General features: G+C 65.9%; 20 protein-coding genes. 10 read left to right on the top strand and 10 right to left on the bottom strand.

All coding sequences use genetic code 11. The annotated features are described in order from the left end of the window. The 3 genes from QM682_RS01705 to QM682_RS01695 are packed head-to-tail and all read right to left on the bottom strand — an operon-like array spanning position 1 to position 2,347. Positions 1-1,113: a CaiB/BaiF CoA transferase family protein gene (locus QM682_RS01705; RefSeq protein WP_415126451.1), complete on the bottom strand. Its 1,113-nt coding sequence runs from the start codon at positions 1,111-1,113 to the stop codon at positions 1-3. Further along, positions 1,110-1,787, bottom strand: coding sequence for a DsbA family protein (locus tag QM682_RS01700; RefSeq protein WP_415126449.1), 678 nt, complete (start codon positions 1,785-1,787; stop codon positions 1,110-1,112). The genes QM682_RS01705 and QM682_RS01700 overlap by 4 nt, the downstream gene beginning before the upstream one ends. Next, a complete protein-coding gene (locus QM682_RS01695) occupies positions 1,784-2,347 on the bottom strand; it encodes a DUF721 domain-containing protein (RefSeq protein WP_415126447.1) in 564 nt (187 codons plus the stop codon). The genes QM682_RS01700 and QM682_RS01695 overlap by 4 nt, the downstream gene beginning before the upstream one ends. Positions 2,348-2,423: 76 nt before the next feature. On the opposite strand from QM682_RS01695, the gene QM682_RS01690 reads away from it, so the two are divergent. Together QM682_RS01690 and QM682_RS01685 are read left to right on the top strand one after the other, a co-directional pair. Continuing rightward, positions 2,424-3,530 (top strand): A/G-specific adenine glycosylase, encoded by a 1,107-nt coding sequence (locus tag QM682_RS01690; RefSeq protein WP_415126445.1) that lies wholly within the window; start codon positions 2,424-2,426, stop codon positions 3,528-3,530. A gap of 3 nt (positions 3,531-3,533) precedes the next feature. Then, positions 3,534-4,679 (top strand): alkane 1-monooxygenase, encoded by a 1,146-nt coding sequence (locus QM682_RS01685; protein ID WP_415126443.1) that lies wholly within the window; start codon positions 3,534-3,536, stop codon positions 4,677-4,679. Positions 4,680-4,759: 80 nt separating this feature from the next. On the opposite strand, the gene QM682_RS01680 is transcribed toward QM682_RS01685, so the two are convergent. Together QM682_RS01680 and QM682_RS01675 are read right to left on the bottom strand one after the other, a co-directional pair. Beyond that, positions 4,760-6,139, bottom strand: a complete 1,380-nt coding sequence (locus tag QM682_RS01680; protein ID WP_415126441.1) for a phosphomannomutase — start codon at positions 6,137-6,139, stop codon at positions 4,760-4,762. Between the two features lie 70 nt (positions 6,140-6,209). Then, on the bottom strand, positions 6,210-7,589 hold the full coding sequence (locus QM682_RS01675; protein ID WP_415126439.1) for a sensor histidine kinase: 1,380 nt from the start codon (positions 7,587-7,589) through the stop codon (positions 6,210-6,212). 126 nt (positions 7,590-7,715) lie between these two features. Between QM682_RS01675 and QM682_RS01670 the strand changes: the two genes are divergently transcribed. From QM682_RS01670 to QM682_RS01660, 3 genes are read left to right on the top strand one after another with little or no spacing between them, the layout of a single operon-like run. Further along, positions 7,716-8,117, top strand: coding sequence for a ketosteroid isomerase-related protein (locus QM682_RS01670; RefSeq protein WP_415126437.1), 402 nt, complete (start codon positions 7,716-7,718; stop codon positions 8,115-8,117). Beyond that, positions 8,114-8,695: a GNAT family N-acetyltransferase gene (locus tag QM682_RS01665; protein WP_415126436.1), complete on the top strand. Its 582-nt coding sequence runs from the start codon at positions 8,114-8,116 to the stop codon at positions 8,693-8,695. The genes QM682_RS01670 and QM682_RS01665 overlap by 4 nt, the downstream gene beginning before the upstream one ends. Positions 8,696-8,703: 8 nt before the next feature. After that, entirely contained in the window at positions 8,704-9,561 is an 858-nt protein-coding gene (locus QM682_RS01660) for a carbon-nitrogen hydrolase family protein (protein ID WP_415126529.1), read from the top strand. Between the two features lie 155 nt (positions 9,562-9,716). Here the strand turns inward: QM682_RS01660 and QM682_RS01655 are convergent, their stop codons facing one another. Together QM682_RS01655 and QM682_RS01650 are read right to left on the bottom strand one after the other, a co-directional pair. Next, the gene (locus tag QM682_RS01655; RefSeq protein WP_415126434.1) at positions 9,717-9,926 is read right to left on the bottom strand and encodes a DUF6331 family protein; all 210 of its coding nucleotides are present in this window, start codon (positions 9,924-9,926) and stop codon (positions 9,717-9,719) included. Continuing rightward, positions 9,926-11,404 (bottom strand): 2-isopropylmalate synthase, encoded by a 1,479-nt coding sequence (locus QM682_RS01650; protein ID WP_415126432.1) that lies wholly within the window; start codon positions 11,402-11,404, stop codon positions 9,926-9,928. The genes QM682_RS01655 and QM682_RS01650 overlap by 1 nt, the downstream gene beginning before the upstream one ends. Before the next feature lie 134 nt (positions 11,405-11,538). On the opposite strand from QM682_RS01650, the gene QM682_RS01645 reads away from it, so the two are divergent. Further along, on the top strand, positions 11,539-13,209 hold the full coding sequence (locus tag QM682_RS01645; protein WP_415126430.1) for an NAD+ synthase: 1,671 nt from the start codon (positions 11,539-11,541) through the stop codon (positions 13,207-13,209). 177 nt (positions 13,210-13,386) lie between these two features. Continuing rightward, the gene (locus QM682_RS01640; protein WP_415126428.1) at positions 13,387-14,520 is read left to right on the top strand and encodes a Hint domain-containing protein; all 1,134 of its coding nucleotides are present in this window, start codon (positions 13,387-13,389) and stop codon (positions 14,518-14,520) included. A 5-nt stretch (positions 14,521-14,525) separates the two neighbouring features. Here the strand turns inward: QM682_RS01640 and pncB are convergent, their stop codons facing one another. After that, positions 14,526-15,818 carry a nicotinate phosphoribosyltransferase gene (gene pncB / locus QM682_RS01635; RefSeq protein ID WP_415126426.1) on the bottom strand — a complete coding sequence of 431 codons (1,293 nt, stop codon included), beginning with the start codon at positions 15,816-15,818 and terminating at the stop codon, positions 14,526-14,528. A gap of 12 nt (positions 15,819-15,830) precedes the next feature. Continuing rightward, a complete protein-coding gene (gene pncA, locus QM682_RS01630; protein WP_415126424.1) occupies positions 15,831-16,427 on the bottom strand; it encodes a bifunctional nicotinamidase/pyrazinamidase in 597 nt (198 codons plus the stop codon). 142 nt (positions 16,428-16,569) lie between these two features. Here pncA and QM682_RS01625 point away from each other — a divergent pair, with 142 nt between their 5' ends. From QM682_RS01625 to QM682_RS01615, 3 genes are all read left to right on the top strand, one after another. Continuing rightward, positions 16,570-17,463, top strand: a complete 894-nt coding sequence (locus QM682_RS01625; RefSeq protein WP_415126422.1) for a rhodanese-related sulfurtransferase — start codon at positions 16,570-16,572, stop codon at positions 17,461-17,463. A gap of 64 nt (positions 17,464-17,527) precedes the next feature. Beyond that, complete coding sequence (locus QM682_RS01620) at positions 17,528-18,091, top strand: hypothetical protein (protein WP_415126420.1); 564 nt, start codon at positions 17,528-17,530, stop codon at positions 18,089-18,091. A gap of 354 nt (positions 18,092-18,445) precedes the next feature. Further along, positions 18,446-18,643 carry a hypothetical protein gene (locus QM682_RS01615; protein ID WP_415126418.1) on the top strand — a complete coding sequence of 66 codons (198 nt, stop codon included), beginning with the start codon at positions 18,446-18,448 and terminating at the stop codon, positions 18,641-18,643. Positions 18,644-18,707: 64 nt separating this feature from the next. Here QM682_RS01615 and QM682_RS01610 read toward each other — a convergent pair whose 3' ends face one another. Further along, the gene (locus QM682_RS01610) at positions 18,708-20,990 is read right to left on the bottom strand and encodes an NADP-dependent malic enzyme (protein WP_415126416.1); all 2,283 of its coding nucleotides are present in this window, start codon (positions 20,988-20,990) and stop codon (positions 18,708-18,710) included. Between the last annotated feature and the right edge of the window lie 50 nt (positions 20,991-21,040).

Genomic DNA, 21,040 nt, shown 5'->3' with positions numbered 1-21,040 from the left:
TTAACCGTCGCCCTCGCCCAGGCGGGGAGAGGCGCGGTCCAACGCCAGATCGGCAGCCGAGAACAGGATCGGCAGGCGCACGCCCGGCACGCCCTGCGGCGCGATCCGCAAGCCCCGCGCCACGATCTGGGGATCGGCGAAGACATCCGCCAGATCGTTGATCGGACCGGCTGGCACGCCCTGCCCCTCAAGCGCGGCCAGAAGCGCATCCCGCTTCCAGGTGACGGTGACGGCGCTAAGCGCCGCCGTCAGCGCCTCGCGATGGGCGACGCGGGCGGCATTCGTCGCATAGGCGGGCGCATCCGCCAGGGCCGGCAGACCCAGCACCGCGCACAGCCTGCGATATTGCGCGTCATTTCCGGTCGCGATGATGATCCAGCCATCGGCGCAGTCGAAGACCGCGTAAGGCACCAGGTTCGGGTGATCGTTGCCCAGCCGCCGCGGCGCCCGGCCCGTCGCCAGATAGTTCATCGCCTGATTGGCCATCGCCGCCGTCGCCACGTCGAAAAGCGCCATGTCCACATGCTGGCCCCGGCCCGTCGCCTGCCGCTGATGCAGCGCGGCCAGGATGCCCACGGCCGCGTAAACCCCGGTCAGCAGGTCCACCACCGCGACGCCGACCTTCTGCGGCTGGCCATCGGCGGCGCCGGTCACGCTCATCAGGCCGGACATGCCCTGTATGATATAGTCATAGCCCGCGCGATGGGCATATGGCCCGGTCTGTCCAAAGCCGGTCACGCTGCAATAGATCAGGCGCGGGTTCAGGGCGGCCAGGCAGGGATAATCCAGCCCGTATTTCGCCAGGCCCCCGACCTTGAAGTTCTCGATCACCACATCGGCGCCACGGATCAGGTCACGGACCTTTTCCCGGCCCTCGGGCGTGCGGAAATCGGCGACGACCGAGCTTTTGCCGCGATTGGCGGCGTGGAAATAGGCCGCCGCCCGCTCGCCCTCATGCTCGATGAAGGGCGGCCCCCAGCGGCGGGTATCGTCGCCCTCGGGCGCCTCGACCTTGACCACATCGGCGCCCAGATCGGCCAGGATCTGACCGGCCCAAGGACCGGCCAGGATGCGCGCAAGCTCGACGACCTTCACGCCGGCAAGGGGTGTCATCCCTGCTTTGCCGCCTCGGCGAGCTTGGCGTCGATGATCTTCTTCATCTCGTCCCAGGGCTGGTTCTGCACGGTCTCGCCCTGGATGATGAAAGTCGGCGTGCCTTCGATCTTGTCCTCGGTGGCATTCTTCTGGAAGGTGGTGACCAGATCCGCGACCTTCTGCTTGTCGGCCCAGCAGGCATCCATCTGCTCGGGGGTCATGCCGGCCTTGGCGCCGATCTTGCGCAGATTGGCCGCGATCTCGTCACCGCTTTTCGCATTCAGCCAGGTCTTCTGCTCTGAAAAGAGCATGTCCGAGACGGGATAATATTTCTCATCCCCGCCGCAACGCGCCAGGATCCCCGCCCAAAGCCCCACGGCGTCGAAATAGACATCGCGCTGGATCAGCTTGACCTTGCCGCTGTCGATATATTCGGCCTTGAGCTTGGGCAGGTTATCGTCGTGGAAGGCCGCGCAATGCGGACAGGTGAAGCTGGCATATTCGATCACCGTGACCGGCGCGCCTTCCTGGCCCAGCACGATGTCGGGCAGCACCTTGCCCTGGGGCATGGTCTCGGCCGGGGCGGCTTGGCCCTGGGTCGTCTGCGCCTCTTGCGCCATGACGGGAGAGATCGCGGCGGCGGTCATCGCGGCCACAGCGGCGGCGACCAGAGAGCGGCGAGAGAAAGTCATATATGGGCCTTTCGGTCGTTTGCGTCCCGGCGGGACAGGATGTTCAGCGCCATCTGCCGCATGGCGGCGGAAAGCCGGGGGTCGGCGAAATCGCGGGCGATGGCCTCGGCCCTCTCGGCCCGCGCGGGGTCGGGCACGCGGCCGGGGCCGGGGCTGGGGCCGGCGAAGCTGGCCTGTGCCTCGGCAAAGCCCGCCTGGGCCTGGGCGAACCCCGTCGGCGCGGTCTGGGTCAGGCTGATCCGCGCCACCGCGTTGAAGCCATAGCAGGCATTCACCTTGGCCCGGATCTGTTCAAGCTGCATGGTGATCATCGGCGCCCGCGCGCCCGGCACCAGAAGCGTCAGCGTGGCGCCGAAGCTTTTGCCGTGGCTGACCCTGACGGGCCTGGTATGGGCGGCGATCTGGGGGCCGACGACTTCCTCCCAATGGGTCAGCAGGCGCGCCACGGCAAAGCCGCGCGCCTCGCCCACCAAGCGGACCCGCTGCGCGACCAGCAGGGCCGCCGCCTCGAAACCGCGCATGCGGCGGCGCGGGGCAGTTTCGGGTTTCATTCGGGCCATGCCGCGACCATATGGTTAATATGGCGGGCAGTCTGGACCGAGCCGCGCCCGGACGCCAGAGAGAAGAGGCTGAAAATTGCGTGACTCCCGCGCCCCCAATACGCACGAGATCGCGACCGGCCTTCTGGACTGGTATGATCGGCACGCGCGCGTCCTGCCCTGGCGGGTGCCGCCGGGCGGGGGCCGGGCCGACCCCTATCGTGTCTGGCTGTCCGAGGTGATGTTGCAGCAGACCACCGTGGCGGCGGTGAAATCCTATTTCCTGCGCTTCACCGGGCTTTGGCCGACGGTGGACGATCTGGCCCTGGCCGAGGATGCCGCCGTCATGGCCGAATGGGCGGGCCTTGGCTATTACGCCCGCGCCCGCAACCTTCTGGCCTGCGCGCGGGCCGTGGCCGAGCGGGGCGGCTTTCCCCGGACCCGCGCGGAACTGGCGGCGCTGCCGGGCATCGGCCCCTATACATCTGCCGCGATCAGCGCCATCGCCTTCGATCTGCCCGAAACGGTGGTGGACGGCAATGTCGAGCGCGTCGTCTCGCGCCTGTTCGCCGTCGAGACGCCGCTGCCCACCGCCCGCCCCGCGCTTGTGGCCCTGGCCGAGACGCTGACCCCCCGCCTGCGTCCCGGAGATTTCGCGCAGGCGATGATGGATCTGGGCGCGACCATCTGCACCCCGCGCAGCCCCGCCTGCGGCATCTGCCCGCTGACGGACGGCTGCCGCGCCCGCGCCATGGGCATCGCCTCGGAACTGCCGCGCAAGCTGGCGAAGAAGCCCAAGCCCCAGCGCCTGGGGGTGGTCTGGATCGGCTTTCAGGACGATGCGGTGCTGATCGAAACCCGGCCCGGCAAGGGTCTGCTGGGGGGCACGCTGGCCTTTCCCTCGACAGGCTGGGACGGATCGGACCAGCCGCCGCCCGCCGATGCGGATTGGCGCGAGCAGGGCCTGGTGCGCCATGTCTTCACCCATTTCGCGCTTGACCTGACCGTGATGACGGGGCGGTTGACCACGGCGCCGCAGCGCGGCAATCTGGTGGCCTTGCGCGACTTCAACCCCGACGCCCTGCCGGGACTGATGCGCAAGGTCTGGACGCTGGCGCGTCCAGGCAGCAATGCCGAACCAGCGCGCCCCAAACCGCGGCCCCATGCCGCGCTGGCCAGCCGGAAACAAACACGCCATGGTTGAGACATGCCTGACGCCTCAAGCGCCTTTCGCACCCGCCTGATCGACGCCCTGCCCTTCTGGCTTTCGCTGGGCATGGTGCCGCTGTTCCTGATCGCGGCCCGCTTCGGCGGCGCCTGGTTCCTGCTGATGCCGCTTTACGCCTGGTATCTGATGACGGTGCTGGATTCGGTCTTGGGCCTGAACGAGGAAAACCCCGATACCGAGACGCCCGAGGGCCAGCTTTTCTGGTATCGCGCGATCACCGTGATCTGGTTCCCGATCCAGGCGGCGATGATCCTTGGCGGCATCTGGTGGGCGCGCCACGGCGGATTGTCGGGATGGGAGAGCCTGGGCCTGTTCTTCGGCATCGGTGTCGCCTCGGGCACCATCGGCATCGTCTATGCGCATGAGCTTTTGCACCAGAAGAACCCGGTCGAGCGCTGGCTGGGCGACCTGCTGCTGGCCTCGACGCTGTATTCGCATTTCCGCACCGAACACCTGTTGGTGCATCACTCCTGGGTGGCGACGCCGAGGGATGCGGTCTCGGCCCGCTATAACGAGGGGTTCTTCCGCTTTTTCCTGCGCGTCCTGGCGGATTGCCCGGCCAGCGCCTGGCGGGCCGAGACGCGCAGGCTGGCGCGTGCCAGCCGCAAGCCCTGGGACCGCCGCAACCCCTTCTGGCGCTACGGCGCGCTGCAACTGGCGATGCTGGCCCTGGCGCTGGCGTTTGGCGGCTGGGCGGGGCTGGGCCTGTTCGTCTTTCAGGCATTCATCGCCATCTGGCAGCTTGAGCTGACGAATTACGTCGAGCATTACGGCCTGACCCGCAAGCATCTGGGCGGGGGCCGGTATGAGCATGTCCTGCCGCGTCATAGCTGGAACGCCTCGCATACGGCGACGAACTGGCTGCTGATCAACCTGCAACGCCACTCGGATCACCATTACAAGCCCGACCGCCGCTTTCCCCTGCTGCAAACCTATTCCCAGGAAGAGGCCCCGCAACTGCCCCTGGGCTATCCGGCGATGACCTTCCTGGCGATGGTGCCTCCCCTGTGGCGGCGGCGGATGAACCCGCGCGTCCGCGCCTGGCGCCGGCAATTCTATCCCGAGATCGAGGATTGGAAGCCCTATAACCGGGGCGACCTGCCCATGCCCCGCAACGCGTTCTAGGCTGCCGCCTGGCGCGCCCTGTCTCGCGGCCTAGAAGCCGCGAGGACGACGGTGACAGCGGCGGCGACAGCGGCGGCGGGTCAGATCTGGCCGGCGGTCAGGATCCGGCCGATCCGTTCGGATTTTTCGCGCACCAGTTCGGGATCGGCCTCGGATTCGACGTTAAGGCGCACCACCGGCTCGGTATTCGAGCGGCGCAGGTTGAAGCGCCAGCCGGGCATCTCAAGGCTGATCCCGTCCATGTCGTCGCGGCGTATCGCCTGCGCCTGGAACGCGTCCAGCACGCGGGTGATGGCGGCGTCGGGATCGGTCAGGCGGAAATTGATCTCGCCCGACGAAGGAAAGGCCGCCATGCGCTCGCGCAGCAGCGCCCCCAGGGGCTGGCCCTTGCGCGAGATAAGCTCGACCACCAACAGCCAGGGAATCATGCCGCTATCGGCAAAGGCGAAATCGCGGAAATAATGATGCGCCGACATCTCGCCGCCATAGATCGCGCCCGATTCGCGCATCGCCTTCTTGACGAAGGCATGGCCGGTGCGGGCCTGGACCGCCTGGCCGCCGGCCTGGGCGATCACGGCGCGGGTGTTCAGGACCACGCGGGGGTCGTGGACGATCCGCTCGCCGGGATGCTTTTCCAGGAAGGCCGCCGCCAACAGGCCCACGATATATTCGCCGGGGATGAAATTGCCCGCCTCGTCAAAGAAGAAACAGCGGTCGAAATCCCCGTCCCAGGCCACGCCCAGATCGGCGCCATGGGCGCGGACCGCATCGGCGGTCATGGGCTGGTTTTCCGGCAGCAGCGGGTTCGGGATACCGTTCGGAAAGCCGGAATCCGGGTCATGGTTGATGCGGATGAACCGGATCGGCGCCCCGCGCGCCGCAAGCTCATCGGCGATGGCGTCGAAGGTCGGCCCGGCGGTGCCATTGCCCGCATTGACCAGCACGGTCATCGGCTTCAACATGGCGACATCCACGAAATCGACAAGGGCGCGGGCATAGGCGGCGCGGGCCTCGGGGAAATCGCGGGCCGTGGCAAGCTTGGCGGGCCGGAAATCGCCCGCCTGGGCCAACGCGGCCAACTGCGCGAATTCGGTCTCCGGGTCCAGCGGCGCGGCGCCGGCGCCGACCAGCTTCATGCCGTTGTAATCGATCGGATTATGCGAGGCCGTGACCTCGATCCCGCCATCCGCACCGAAATGGGCGGTGGCGAAATACATCTCCTCGGTGCCGGCAAGGCCCAGGTCGCGGACATGGGCGCCGCCCTCGGTCAGGCCACGGATCAGGGCCTGGGCCAGCGCGGGCGAGCTTTCGCGGCAGTCGCGTCCCACGATCACGTCGCGCGCGGACCGCGCCTGGGCGAAGGCGCGGCCGATCCGATAGGCCACATCCTGATCCAGTTCGATCCCGAGCCTGCCACGGACATCGTAAGCCTTGAAACAATCGATCTGCCTTGCGGACATGCTGGCTTTTCCCTGCTGCTTTCCCGCCATGGCTACACCACCGCCGCGCGAATGCAAATCCGCCGCGTCTTTACAGACGCGCTAGGATCGCCGCCGCCAGCCCGGCCTGCGACACCGGGCCGGAAAGGTCGGCCGGACCGCCGGTTTCGTCCACGGTCAGTTGCGGAACCCTCGACGCGGGATTGGCCAGGGCAGAGGGCAGCAGCACCAGTTCCGGGCCGGGGGCCGCCGCCGGCGGGCAGATCCGCGCCCCAAGCGCGGTCAGCCGCCGCAGCCAGTTCCGGCGCAGGCTCGGCGGAAAACCGATACAGGCCAGGCGTCGCCCGGCCAGCGGCTGTCCCGCGCCCTCGCCCAAGGCTGGAAAGGGCAGTTCGACCCCAAAGGTCGAGCCGGTCTCGTCGCGGTGATACCACAGTTTGCCGCGCATGGCCGCGACCAGCCGCGCCGCGACCGGCAGGCCCAGGCCGAAGCCGGGGAACTCCTCGCTGCCCGACAGGCGGACGAAATCCTGGAAGGCACTGTCCACCTGTTCGGGCGCGATGCCCTGCCCGCCGTCGCGAACCAGAAGCACGCAGCCCGAGGGGCTGTCATGAATATGCAGGACGACCTCTTCCCGGTCGCCGAAGCGCAGGCCGTTGACCAGAAGGGCCAGCATCACCTGGCGCACGAAACCCGCATCCCCCAGGCGTTGCGGTGGCAGGCAGGGATCAAGGACCAGGCGCAGCCGCGTCTTGACGGCCGCCGCTTCATTGCGCATCCGTTCAAGCACCACCACGGCAAGCTCGACGATGTCGAATGCCTGTTGCACGGGCAGCGCGCCGCCCACCGCGTCGCGGGCAAGCTCCATGGCCTCGTCATGGATACGGGCAAGGCGGGCCAATGCCTGCTCGGCCGCTTGCAGATGCGGCCGCTGCGCCGGCCCGATCCCCGAATCCTCCAGCCCGCCAAGGGCAGCCCGCAGCGCCTCGGCCGGTTCGGCGATGTCGTGCCGCACCCGTGCCAACAGTTCGAACCGGCTGCGCTCGGCGCGAATCGCCAGATCTTGGGCGAGGTGGTCCGGCATGCTTGGCGGCCCGGCGATCTCGAAGACGCGGCACTCCAACTCCTGGCCAGGGCTCAACCGGGCGGTCCAGCCCAGAAGGATGCCGGGGCGCTGGTCCAGCAGCAGGCTGCCATCACCCCGGACCATCACAGAAAGCCAAGCTTCAGGATCGGCGATCCGCCCCGCATTCTCAAGCAGCCGGCGCAGGCCAAGCCCCCGGATCAGCGGCGCGTCCCCGGCGAAATGATGCAAGAACACCGCATCGTGGCGCAACAGGCGCAGATCGCCGTCAAAGACAGCCAGCCCCGCCTTGGCGACACGAAGATCCGCGCCGGCTGGCGATTCGGGTTGCGCAGGCAGCACCGGCGCGGCATGTCGCGATCCTGCGCCCTGCTTGTCACTGACCAAAAGCCTCTCCCGCCGCTGCAATCCATTATATATGCTCATTATGTATAAATTATTGGCGCAAGATGGAAAGGCCGGGATGAACGCCGGACGCGGGTTCGCCGAAAAGCAGAGCAGAAAGGTTTTCCCATGGATAGCAAGGCCCTGATCGCCGCCTATTATCGGGCATTCAACGCCGGCCGCACTGACGAGATGCTCACCTATCTGAGTGAGGATTTAGAACATTATGTCAACGAAGGCCAGGTCCGGCGCGGGATCGAGGCGTTCCGGGCCTTCAACGCCCATATGAGCGAGAGCTATCGCGAACGCCTGGCCGACCTGGTCATCTTTGCCAATGAGGCGGGCGACCGCGCCGCCGCCGAATTCACCGTGCATGGCAGCTATCTGAAGACCGATGCGGGCCTGCCCGAGGCCAGGGGGCAAGCCTATGTCCTGCCCGCCGGGGCCTTCTTCACCCTTCGCGACGGCAAGATCACGCGGCTGACCACCTATTACAACCTGGCCGACTGGGTGCGGCAGGTCTCGGCATGATCCGCACGCGGGTCCTGACCGGAGAATCGGTCCTGGCGGCAATGAACGACCTGGCGGCGCTGCGCATCGCGGTGTTTCGCGACTGGCCCTATCTCTACGATGGCAACCTGGATTATGAGCGGGAATATCTGCGCGCCTATCAGGCGCCGGGCGCCGTGGTCGTGGGGGCCTGGGACGGCGCGCGCATGATCGGCGCCGCGACCGGCGCCCCGATCGAGTATCACGCCCAGGATTTCGCCGCGGCTTTCGCCGGACGGCCGGAACCGCTGGAGCAGATCTTTTATTGCGCGGAATCGGTGCTGTTGCCCGGCTATCGCGGACAGGGCCTGGGCCATGCGTTTTTCGACGGACGCGAGGCGCAGGCGCGTGCCCTGGGACGGCGCTACAGCGCCTTTTGCAGCGTGGTTCGCCCCGCAGGCCATCCGCTGCGCCCCGCCGATTATCGCCCGCTGGATGACTTCTGGCGCAAAAGGGGTTATGAGCCCCTTTCCGGTGTGGTTGCTGAGTTCGACTGGAAGGACCTGGATGCACCGGAATCGAGCATGAAACCGCTGCAATTCTGGATGAAGACCCTGTGACACGCGAAATCAAGATCGCCGCCGCTGCCTATAATCTGGACTGGTTCGACGACTTCGATGCCTATCGCGCCAAGCTGACCCGCTGGGTCGAGGCGGCGTCGGACTGCAACCTGCTGATCTTTCCCGAATATGGCTCGATGGAACTGGCCTCTCTGGGTGGCAAGAAGGTCGCCGGAGAAGTCGAGGCCGCGCTGCGCGAGGTGGCGCGCCACGCCGAGGCGCGCGATGCCCTGCATGCCGAACTGGCCGCCGCGCATGGGCTGCATATCCTGGCCGCGTCGGCCCCGCATTACGACGGCGCGCGGCCCCATAACCGCGCCGTCCTGTTCGGACCCGAGGGGCGCATCGGTCATCAGGACAAGCAGATCATGACCCGGATCGAGCGCGACGAATGGAGCATCGCCGGCGCGCCCGGCCTGCGGGTCTTCGACACCGCCGTGGGCCGGCTGGGCATCCTGATCTGCTATGACAGCGAATTCCCGCTTCTGGCGCGGCGGCTGGCCGAGGCCGGCGTCGAGGTGCTGCTGGTGCCCTCGTGCACGGACACGGTGGCGGGCTTCAACCGCGTCCGCATCGGGTCCATGGCGCGGGCGCTTGAAAGCCAATGCGTGGTCGCCCATGCGCCCACGGTCGGGGCCTGCGACTGGAATCCGGCGGTCGACGAGAACCGTGGCCGGGCCTCGATCTACGTCCCCTCGGACGGGATCTGGCCCGAGACCGGCATCCTGGCCGAGGGCGAGATGGACCGCCCCGGCTGGGTCAAGGCACGGGTGGACCTGGACCGCGTGGCCGAAAGCCGGCGCGGCGGGCGCGTCCTGCCCTTTGCGCATTGGCCGGAAAGCGACGCCTGCAAGCTGATCGGGTGATCCCGGGTTTCGCGGGCACCCGGGGGGCTTTGCCCCCCACGTCCTGACGACCCCTCGATGGGGTCGGCAGGACGTTCCCCCCAGGATATTTGGGCAAGTAAGACGGGCTGGGCATCGGCTTATGGATCGCAGCGCGGCACCGCCGAGCCGCCTTCTCATGCGGTTCGGCGGCGCCGCAGGCTGCGCGCGACGACGAAAGCCGCGTTTTCGTCGAACATGCGGCTGTTGATCAGGAAACTGGCCACATGCACCGGCGACAGATCGAAAGCGCCCAGACCGCGGCAGCCATGATCGCAGCCGGTTTCGCAAAGCGCGATCAGGCGATCCAAGGGGGAGGCCAGCTTGACGCGCGCCGGCGGTGCCATCAGCCGCGCGTATCGGTGGCGGGATCGACGGGCGGCTCTTGCGGTGGCTCGGCGGTCTGCGGCGCGACGCTTTGGCCCGAGGCGCCCTCGGGCCGTGTCAGGCGGTTGTCGTCCCATTCGCCTTCCGCGACCTGGCCCGAACCATAGCGCATCACGCCCACGCCCTGGCGCTTGCCCATCACGAAATGGCCGGTATAGACATCGCCATTGGCATAGGTCGCGACGCCCTCGCCGTCGATCTCGCCCTCTTTCCACATGCCTTCATAGCGAAAGCCGTCGGGCGCGATCAGCCGGCCCTTGCCCTGGCGCAGCCCCGCCACGAAAGTACCGTCATAAGTGGTGCCGTCGGGATAGGTGGCCTGTCCCTGGCCGTGGCGCTGGCCATCGCGCCAGGCGCCGTTATAGACATAGCCGTCGGGATAGGTCATGCGGCCCTGGCCTTCGTTCCGGCCGCGCAGGAAGCCGCCTTCATAGACCATGCCATTGGCGTATTTCGCCCTGCCCTGCCCCTCGATCACGCCGCCCAGCCAATCGCCGTCATAGCTGGAGCCGTCCAGATAGGTGATCAGGCCCTTGCCCTCGGGCAGATCGGCTTTCAGCGCGCCCTCATAGACCGAGCCGTCGGGATAGGTGATGCGACCCAGCCCCTCCATCCGACCCTGCACCCAGTCGCCAGTATAGGCATAGCCGTCCGTCGCCGTGAACGTGCCGCCGCCATCGCGGCGGTCCGCGCGAAAATCGCCCTCGTAGCGGTCGCCATTGGCGTAAAGCGCGACGCCCCGCCCCTCGCGCCGGCCATTGGCGAAGCGCCCCTCATAGGTGTCGCCCGAGGGCTGAACCAGCTTGCCCTGCCCTGCCATCTGTCCGGCGGACCAGCCGCCCTCATAGGTCAGCCCGTCCGGCATGGTCAGCGTGCCATGCCCCGCGCGCTGATCCGCCTGCATCCCTCCCTCGTAGCTGGCGCCGTCGGGATAGGTGATCTTGCCGTGCCCCTCTTTCAGCCCGGCTTTCCAATCGCCCTCGTAGCGGTAGCCGTTGGGCTGGGTCAGCACGCCACGCCCGTCATGCAGCGCATCGGTGAAGCCGCCGACATAGACCGAGCCATTGGCGTAATGCGCCGTGCCCTGGCCGGTGATCTGGCCGTCGCGCCAATCGCCCTCATAAGTGCCGCCATCGGCATAGGTGATCTTGCCCCGCCCATGCGGCTTGCCGCGCGCGAAGGCCCCCTCATAGACCGAGCCGTTGGGAAAGCTGGCCTTGCCCTGGCCGCGGATCTCGCCTTCGACCCAATCTCCGGCATATTCGTAGCCGCTGGGCAGACGATAACTGCCGCGCCCATGCTGCTTGCCGTTTCGGAACGTGCCCTCGTAGATGCCGCCATCGTCATATTGCTTGGTGACGACCTGCGCGCCCAGGACGCCGGGCCAGGCCGCGATCAGCACGCTAGCGGCCAGAAAAGCAGCGCGGGTCGCCTTCATCGGTCCTGCCTCCAGCACTTCTCGGTGACGTTTCGCGTGGGTTTAGCGCAGCCCGCGCGGCGACGCAAAGGCCGACTTTCCCTTTCGCCGCCGCTCGCCTATCTACGGGGGGCAATCGGGAAAAGGGGCATGCGATGGCCGACACGTTCCGCATCACGCTGGGGCAGCTCAATCCGACGGTGGGCGACCTGCCGGGCAACGCGCGAAAGGCGCGCGCAGCCTGGGAGGAGGCGCGCGCGGCTGGCGCGGACATGCTGATCCTGCCCGAGATGTTCATCACCGGCTACCAGACCCAGGACCTGGTGCTGAAGGCGGCCTTCACCCAGGACGCCATGGCCGCGATCGAGGATCTGGCCCGCGACTGCGCGGACGGTCCCGCCATCGGCATCGGCGGTCCCTGGGCCGAAGGGCGCAAGCTTTACAACGCCTTCTGGATCCTCCAGGCCGGACGCGTGGTAACGCGGGTCCTGAAGCACGACCTGCCGCACAAGCAGCTTTTCGACGAATTGCGCCTGTTCGACCAAGGCCCGCTGCAAGGCCCCTACAGCGTCAACGGCATCCGTATCGGCAGCCCCATCTGCGAGGATGCCTGGTGGCCCGAGGTGGCCGAAACCCTGGCCGAGTCCGGGGCCGAGATCCTGATCGTCCCGAATGGCAGCCCCTATCACCGCGACAAGCTGGACCTGCGCATGGGCCATATGGTCGCCCGCGTGGTCGAGAGCGGCCTGCCGCTGGTCTATCTGAACTCGGTCGGCGGCCAGGACGACCAGCTTTACGACGGCGCGAGCTTCGTGCTGAACCCAGGCGATACCGGCGGCGCGACCAAGATCGTGCAGCTTGCGCCCTTCGACGAACAGATCGTGCATGTCGATTTCACCCGCACCGCCTCTGGCTGGCGCGCGGCGCCCGGCCCGATGGATCATCAGCCCGACGCATGGGAACAGGACTATCGCGCCATGACCGAGGGCTTGCGCGATTACATGCGAAAATCGGGATTCAAGAAGGTAGTGCTGGGCCTGTCGGGCGGCATCGATTCGGCCTTGGTCGCGACCATCGCCAGCGACGCCATCGGCCCGGAAAACGTGCGCTGCGTCATGCTGCCCAGCGAATACACCTCACAGGCCAGCCTGGACGATGCCGCCGATTGCGCGGCCCGGCTGGGCACGCGGCTGGATACGGTCCAGATCGAGGGCGCGCGCGATGCCGTGGGCGCGGCGCTGGCCCATCTGATGGCGGGCACCAAGCCCGACACGACCGAGGAAAACATCCAGTCCCGGCTGCGTGGCGTGATGCTGATGGCGATCTCGAACAAGTTCGGGGAATTGCTGCTGACCACCGGCAACAAGTCCGAGGTCGCGGTCGGTTATGCCACGATCTACGGCGACATGGCGGGCGGCTACAACCCGATCAAGGATCTTTACAAGACCCGCGTGTTCCAGACCTGCCGCTGGCGCAACCAGAACCATCGCGACTGGATGCGCGGCCCGGCGGGCGAGGTCATCCCGCCGCAGATCATCAGCAAGCCGCCCTCGGCCGAACTGCGTCCGGACCAGAAGGATCAGGACAGCCTGCCCCCCTATGAGGTGCTGGACGCCATCCTTGAGGGGCTGGTGGAAAAGGATCTGGCGCTGAAGGATCTGGTCGCGCAGGGCTTCGACGCCGAGACGGTCAGGAAGGTCGAGACCCTGCTTTACGGCAGCGAATGGAAACGCTACCAGGCCGCGCCGGGACCGCGCATTTCCACCAAGGCGTTCTGGCTGGACCGGCGTTATCCGCTGGTCAACCGCTGGCGCGACCGGCTTTGACGCGCCTGGTTAATGCGCGGGAAGGAAATATAAGAAAATAAAATCAACGATATGATGACTGCCTGCCCGGACGGGGCGATGGATCCGGCGGATTTTTAGACATTCGCGATTCGGAGCCCGGCAGAGGGTCCGGCTAGATGGAATCAAATCTAGCCGCATCAATCTCCGGGTTTTCTCATGGCCGTCACCACAATCCGCGTCATCTATCTGGGCTCGCACCGGGATCTCGATCCCAACGAGAATGCAAGGGGGGCCGAGCGGGCGGATGAGCTTGTCGGCGCGACCTTCGGCAGTTCCTCGGCACCGCTGGCGCGCGATATCCATGAGATGCTGCTGAACGACGGCAATGACGATCAAAGCGTGGCGTTCAACACCTCGCACGGCGACACGCACGGCGAATATGTCACTGTCGGCGACAATCGCTATGACCTGGATGCGGGCATCATCTATCGCGGCACGGTGACCTATACCGACGGGACCAGCGTGACGGACGTGCCGCTGCGCATCCTTCAGGATACGGCCGGCCACCTGGTCCTGGTGCCGCCGCCCCGAAGCGCCCAGGCGGCCGAGGTCCAGGGCGTCACGGCCAAGGCGATCCAGTCCATCACCCTGACCGCCGTGACGAACAGCCGGTTCAACGGGCTGGATACCTCGCGCTATGGGCTGGCCGACCCGCCGGTCTTCGTCTGCTTCCGCAGCGGCACGATGATCGCCACCGACAAAGGCGAGCGGCCGGTCGAGGATCTGCGCGCGGGCGATCTGGTGCTGACCCATGATCACGGCCCGCAACCGATCCGCTGGATCGGCTGCAAGTCGCTGGGCGGTGCGCTGCTGGGCCTGTTCCCGACGCTGCGCCCGGTGCGGATCCGCGCGGGCGCGCTGGGGTCGGGCCTGCCGCGCCGCGATCTTTACCTGTCCCAGCAGCATCGCGTGCTGGTCCGCTCGCGCATCGCCGAAAGCCTTCTGGGCGGACCCGAGGTTCTGGTCGCGGCCAAGCATCTGACCGGCCTGCCTGGCATCGAAATCGACCAGGAGAATGTCGACCTGCGCTATTTCCACATGCTGTTCGACCGGCACGAGATCGTGCTGTCCGAAGGCGCGCAGACCGAATCGCTGTTCACCGGCCCCGAGGCGATGAAAGCCCTTCCGCCCGAAACGCGGGCCGAGGTCATGGCGCTGTTTCCAAAATTGCTTACCACAGATCAGGGGCCGGTCCCGGCCCGCCCGATCGGCCAGGGACGCGCGGCCCGCGACCTTGCGCGCCGCCACGGGATAAAACGCCGGGCGCTGCAACCTCTGTCTCTGGGCTGATCCGATCAGACCAGGACGGCCACGCGCTCTTGCTGGCCGACCTCGAAGACGCGACGATAACGCGCGATCTCGTCCTTGGGTCCGGTGGCCTTTTCGGGATTGTCGGACAGCTTGACGGTGGGATGGCCATTCGCCGCCACCGCCTTGCAGACCAGCGAGAACGGGGCCAGCCCGTCGCCGGGCACCAGGTTGCGGAAATCATTGGTCAGAAGCGTGCCCCAGCCGAAGCTGACCTTCACCCTGCCCCGAAACTGACGCGACAATTCCTCGATCTTGGCGACATCCAGCCCGTCCGAAAAGATCACCAGCTTCTGGCGCGGATCCTCGCCCCGGCTTTTCCACCAGGCGATGGCGGTCTCGGCCCCCTCGGCGGGATCACCGCTGTCGATGCGGATGCCGGTCCAGCCCGCCAGCCAGTCGGGCGCATGCTGCAAGAAACCCTTGGTGCCATAGGTATCGGGCAGGATCATGCGCAGGTTGCCGTCATGTTCCTCATGCCAGTCGGCCAGGACGTGATAGGGCGCCTGACGCAGTTCCTGGTCGTTCCTGGCCAGCGCGGCATAGACCATGGGCAGTTCATGGGCATTGGTGCCGATGGCCTCGATATCGCGGCGCATGGCGATCAGGCAGTTCGAGGTGCCGGTGAAGCTGTCGCCCAGCCCCTCGATCATGGCCTGCACGCACCAATCCTGCCAAAGGAAGCCGTGCCGCCGCCGGGTGCCAAAGTCGGCGATGCGCAGATCGGGACCAAGCCCGCGCAATTGCTCGATCTTTTCCCAGATGCGGGTCATGGCGCGGGCATACAGCACCTGCAATTCGAAGCGCCCCATATCCTTCAGCACAGCGCGCGAGCGCAGTTCCATGATGATGGCCAGGGCGGGGATCTCCCATAGCATGACCTCGGGCCAGCCACCCTCGAAGGTCAGTTCATATTGGCCGTCGCGCTTTTCCAGCGCATAGGGCGGCAGGCGCAGGTTCTCCAGGAATTCCATGAAATCGGGCCGGAACATCTGGCGCTTGCCATAGAAGGTATTGCCGCGCAGCCATGTGCTTTCACCCCTGCTGAGCGACAGGCCGCGCACATGGTCAAGCTGCTCGCGCAGTTCGCCCTCGTCGATCAACTCGGCCAGCCGGATCTTGGGGCTGCGGTTGATCAGGCTGAACGTGACCTTGGTATCGGCGCTATTGCGAAACACCGACTGGCACATCAGCAGCTTGTAGAAATCCGTATCGATCAACGAGCGGACGATCGGGTCGATCTTCCACTTGTGATTATAGACGCGGGTGGCGATATCCATCGTAATTCCTCGTCAATCCAGCCGGACGCCCGCCGCCAGCATGTTCTTGCGCGCCACCGCGCGCGACCCGTTCAGATCAATGGCACGGGTGGCCTCCTCGATCACGCACACCTCGAAGCCCAGCCGCATCGCGTCGATCGCCGACCATGAGACACAGAAATCATAGGCAAGCCCGACCAGACACAGCTCCTCGATCTGGCGCTCGCGCAGATAGCCGGTAAGCCCTGTGGGCGTGCGGAAATCGTTCTCGTAAAAGGTGGAGTAGCTGTCGATGGCGGGGCGGAAGCCCTTGCGGATGATCGTGGTGGCCGAAGCCAGGTCCAGGCCCGGATGAAACGCAGCCCCGGCCGATCCGATGACGCAATGGTCCGGCCACAGCACCTGCGGGCCGTAATCCATCTGCGTCAGGGAATAGGGCGCCGCGCCGGGATGATTCGAGGCGAAGCTGGAATGATTCGCCGGATGCCAGTCCTGGGTCAGGATGACGGTCTCGAAATCGGCCATCAGGCGGTTGATCGAGGCCACGATCTCGTCCCCGCCGGGGACGGGCAGCTTCCCTCCGGGACAGAAATCCACCTGCATGTCGACCACGATCAGCGCCTTGGACATTCGAGCAATCCCCAGGAATATTTTGTAGACCATGCGTAGGAATTGCGCGCAGGGCGGTCAATCCCGGTAAAGCACTTGCCCGCCGTTTCGAAGCGCCACGGTCAAGGTTGCAACCCCGGACAGGGATGGCTAAGCCGCGCCCATGCTGATCGTCGCCGCACTTTACCATTTCACACGATTTCCCGACCCCGCCGCGATCCAGCGGCCGCTGGCGCGGCTCTGCTGCGGCCAGGGCCTGCGTGGCACGCTGCTGCTTGCGCCCGAAGGGATCAACGGCACCATCGCCGGCACGCGCGCGGGCATCGACGCGGTGCTGGCCCATATCCGCGCCCTGCCCGGCTGCGCGGACCTGGAATGGAAGGAAAGCGAGGCCGGAACGATGCCCTTCGGTCGCATGAAGGTGCGGCTGAAGCGCGAGATCGTGACGATGGGCCAGCCCGATGTGGACCCGACCACCGCCGTCGGCCGCTATGTCCTGGCGCGGGACTGGAACGCGTTGATCAGCCAGTCCGATGTCGCGGTCATCGACACCCGCAACGATTACGAGGTCCAGATCGGCACCTTCAAGGGCGCCGTCGATCCCACCACCCGCAGCTTTCGCGATTTTCCGGCCTGGTGGCGCGAGAACGCGCATCGCTTCGCGGGCAAGCGGATCGCCATGTTCTGCACCGGCGGCATCCGTTGCGAGAAATCGACGAATTTCCTGCTGGGCGAAGGCGTGCCCGAGGTGTTCCATCTGAAAGGCGGCATCCTGAAATACCTTGAGGAAGTGCCCGAAGCGGAAAGCCTGTGGCACGGCGAGTGCTTCGTCTTCGACAAGCGCGTCAGCCTGGGCCACGGGCTGCGGCAGGGCGATCATGTGCTGTGCCACGCCTGCCGCCGCCCGCTGGCGCCCGCCGATCGCGCGCGGCCGGAATATGAGGAAGGCGTCAGTTGCCACCGCTGCCACGCCGAATATGACCAGGCCGACCGCGCCCGCTTTCGCGAACGCCAGCGGCAGGCCGAGCGGGGCGGTTGCTTCAACTTGTCCAAGTAAATAGTCGGCTGATCTTCAGCCCATCACCTAACAGTTGAAAAGACTGCAAGTTAATAGGTGAACAATGACGATTACTCGCAACGGCACTGCGGGTAATGACCGGATCCGCATGAAGAACGTGTTTCCATATTCGGAAACGATTCGCGTGAACGGATTGGCCGGCCATGACGAGCTTGTGGGTGCGTTTCTGCATTACAACGAGCTTTTCGGCGGCACCGGCAACGACACGCTTACCGGCGGTGCGAGCGGGAACCTATTGGACGGCGGTGCCGGCAACGACCTGATGGATGCTTGGCAAAGCAGCGGCTATTCGACGTTCCGGGGTGGCGCCGGCAATGACTACATTCAGGGCGGCGATGGCGGCAATCTGCTGGACGGTGGCATCGGCAACGACACCCTGGCCGGAGGGGCGGGGGCGGATGCCTTTATCTTCGCGGCGGGCGATGGCGCCGACCGGATCAGCGATTTCCAGGACGGGGTCGACCGCATCGTCATCGAAAGCGGCGCCGAGCGTTTCGCGGACCTGCGCATCACCGACCTGGGCGCCGATACGCGGATCAGCTTCAGCAACGTGACGGTGACGCTGGCGAAGATCGACCACGCCGTCCTGGGTGCAGCGGATTTCTAGTTCGTCTGAAATCGAAATCCGAGAGAATCTGTTTAAATATGTCGCCGGGCCGGAAATGGCCCGGCGCCGACGCTTTCGACACTCCTAGGGTTTTTCTTGGGTTTTTACGGGAAAAATCCAGAGCTTTCTCAAGCGCATGTTCTGCAAGGAAATTCCAGGAATCCGATTAATTCTCTAGGTGAAATTAATCCGAGATAACTTGTCAACTATTTGTTTTTATTAGATTTTCTATTGAACTCCCCAAAAGCGTCTCCTATATTCCTCTCATACAGCAAGCAAGCCACGCGCAAGCAAGCCATCGCCAGCCAGCTTAACAGCCAGCCAGATAACGAACCGAATACAGGAGCCGAAATCATGACCCATGGTGCATGCCAATCCTGCGTTTTCTATGAAGATCACGCAGCCAATTCCAACACCGAACTGACGGGCGCCGGCCTGTGCCGCGTCAATCCTCCGGTGACCCAGAAGGACGCCGATAGCCGCGGCTTCTGGCCGGTCGTCGAACAGGGCGACTGGTGCGGGCAATACGCCACCGCGATCGCGGCCGAGTGATTTTTACCTCGGATGCCAGATCAAAAGGCAGCACCACCGGGTGCTGCCTTTTTTCATGGGCGGGTTATTTCACCTGACCCAGACGCCCGGCGGCGATGGCCGCCATGTTCAGGATGTCGTTCACGGTCGAGCCGGTCGAGCAGATCTGGATCGGTTGCGGCACGCCGGTCAGGATCGGCCCGATGATCGTCGCCCCCGCCATCTCTTGCATCAGCTTGACCGAGATCGAGGCCGAATGCCGCGCCGGCACCACCAGAACGTTGGCCGGGCCGGTCAGACGCGAGAACGGATATTTCGCCGCCTGCGCCGGGTTCAGCGCCACATCGACGGTCATCTCGCCCTCATATTCGAAATCGGCGCCCTGCGCGTCCAGAACCTCGGTGGCCTTGGCCATCTTCACCGCCCGCTCGCTTAGCGGATAGCCGAAGTTCGAGAAGGACAGGAAGGCCACGCGCGGATCCAGGCCCAGGCCGCGCGCGACATGGGCGCCCCGCGTGGCGATGGCGGCCAGGTCCTCGGCCTCGGGCCATTCATGGACCAGCGTATCGCCGATCACCACGATGCGGCCATTGTGCAGAACCGCCGTCAGGCCGACCGCCCCGGCGGCGGGTGTCACGTCGAAGACCTTGCCGATCTGGGCCAGCACCGGCGCGTTCTTGCGCGTGGCCCCGGTCACCAGACCGTCGCCATGCCCATGCGCCAGCATCAGCGAGGCGAAGACATGCCGGTCCCGCGCCGCCAGCTTGAACACGTCCTCGCGGTCGAAGCCCTTGCGTTGCAGCCGGCTGTAAAGCGTCTGCTGATAGGCATCGAGATGGCGGGTATTGTTGCTGTTGACGATGGTGAGTTCGCGCGACGCATCGCCCAGGCCCGCGCCTTCCAGCATCTCTTTCACATCCGCCTCGCGGCCGACGACCAGCGACTGGCCCATGCCGCCGCGCTGCCAGGCGACGGCGGCGCGCAGCACACGCAGATCGTCCCCCTCGGCGAAGATCATCCGGGCCTGGGCCTGGCGGGCGCGGGCATGGATGCCTTGCAGGATCGCCGCGGTCGGGTCCATGCGCGCCTTCAGCGAATGGGTATAGGCCTCCATGTCGATGATCGGGCGGCGCGCGACGCCGGTATCCATCCCCGCCTTGGCGACGGCGGGCGGCACGACATGGATCAGCCGGGGATCGAAGGGGGTCGGGATGATATAATCGCGACCGAATTGCAGCTTGCGGCCGTAAGCCACGGCCACCTCGTCGGGCACGTCCTCGCGCGCCAGTTCGGCCAGCGCGCGGGCGCAGGCGATCTTCATCTCATCGTTGATGGCGCGGGCATGGATGTCCAGCGCGCCCCGGAACAGATAGGGAAAGCCCAGCACGTTGTTCACCTGATTCGGATAGTCCGAACGGCCGGTGGCGACGATGGCGTCGGGGCGGACGGCATGGGCCTCCTCGGGGGTGATTTCCGGGTCGGGGTTCGCCATGGCGAAGATGACCGGGTTGTCGGCCATGCCGATCACCATCTCCTGCGTCACCGCGCCCTTGGCCGAGACGCCCAGGAACACGTCCGCGCCCTTCATCGCCTCTTCCAGCGTGCGCGCCGAGGTATTGGCGGCATGGGCCGATTTCCACTGGTTCATGCCCTCGGCGCGGCCCTGATAGATCACGCCCTTGGTGTCGCACATGATGCAGTTGTCATGCCTGGCGCCCATGGATTTCAGCAGTTCGAGACAGGCGATCCCCGCCGCGCCGGCGCCGTTCAGGACGATGCGCACATCCTCGATCTTCTTGCCGCTGATCTCCAGCGCGTTCAGCAGGCCCGCGGCGCAGATGACCGCCGTGCCGTGCTGGTCGTCGTGAAAGACCGGGATGTCCATCAGTTCCTTCAGGCGCTGCTCGATGATGAAGCATTCGGGCGCCTTGATGTCCTCCAGGTTGATGCCGCCGAAGGTCGGCCCCATCAGCTTGACCGCGTTGATGATCTGTTCGGGATCCTCGGTGTCCAGTTCGATGTCGATGGCGTTCACATCGGCGAAACGCTTGAACAGGACCGCCTTGCCCTCCATCACCGGCTTCGAGGCCAGCGCGCCCAGGTTCCCCAGCCCCAGGATCGCCGTGCCGTTCGTGATGACGGCGACCATGTTGCCCTTGACGGTATAGTCATAGGCGGTTTCCGGGCGTTCGGCGATGGCCTCGACAGGGACCGCCACGCCGGGCGAATAGGCCAGCGACAGGTCGCGCTGCGTGGCCATGGGGGTCGAAGCAACGATGTCGTATTTCCCCGGACGCGGCTCCATGTGATAGGCCAGCGCCTCCTCGGGGGTGATCCGGGACCGGCGGGGGGTGTTGTCGTCGCTCATGCTCATCCTCCTAGCTTTCGATCTGCTTAGCGAAGCGAAAAGCCGGAAAA

This window comes from Paracoccus sp. (in: a-proteobacteria) (assembly GCF_047605025.1).
GTDB lineage: Bacteria > Pseudomonadota > Alphaproteobacteria > Rhodobacterales > Rhodobacteraceae > Paracoccus.
The sequence above is the reverse complement of the archived record's forward strand: the minus strand, read 5'-3'. Positions and strand labels throughout refer to the sequence as shown.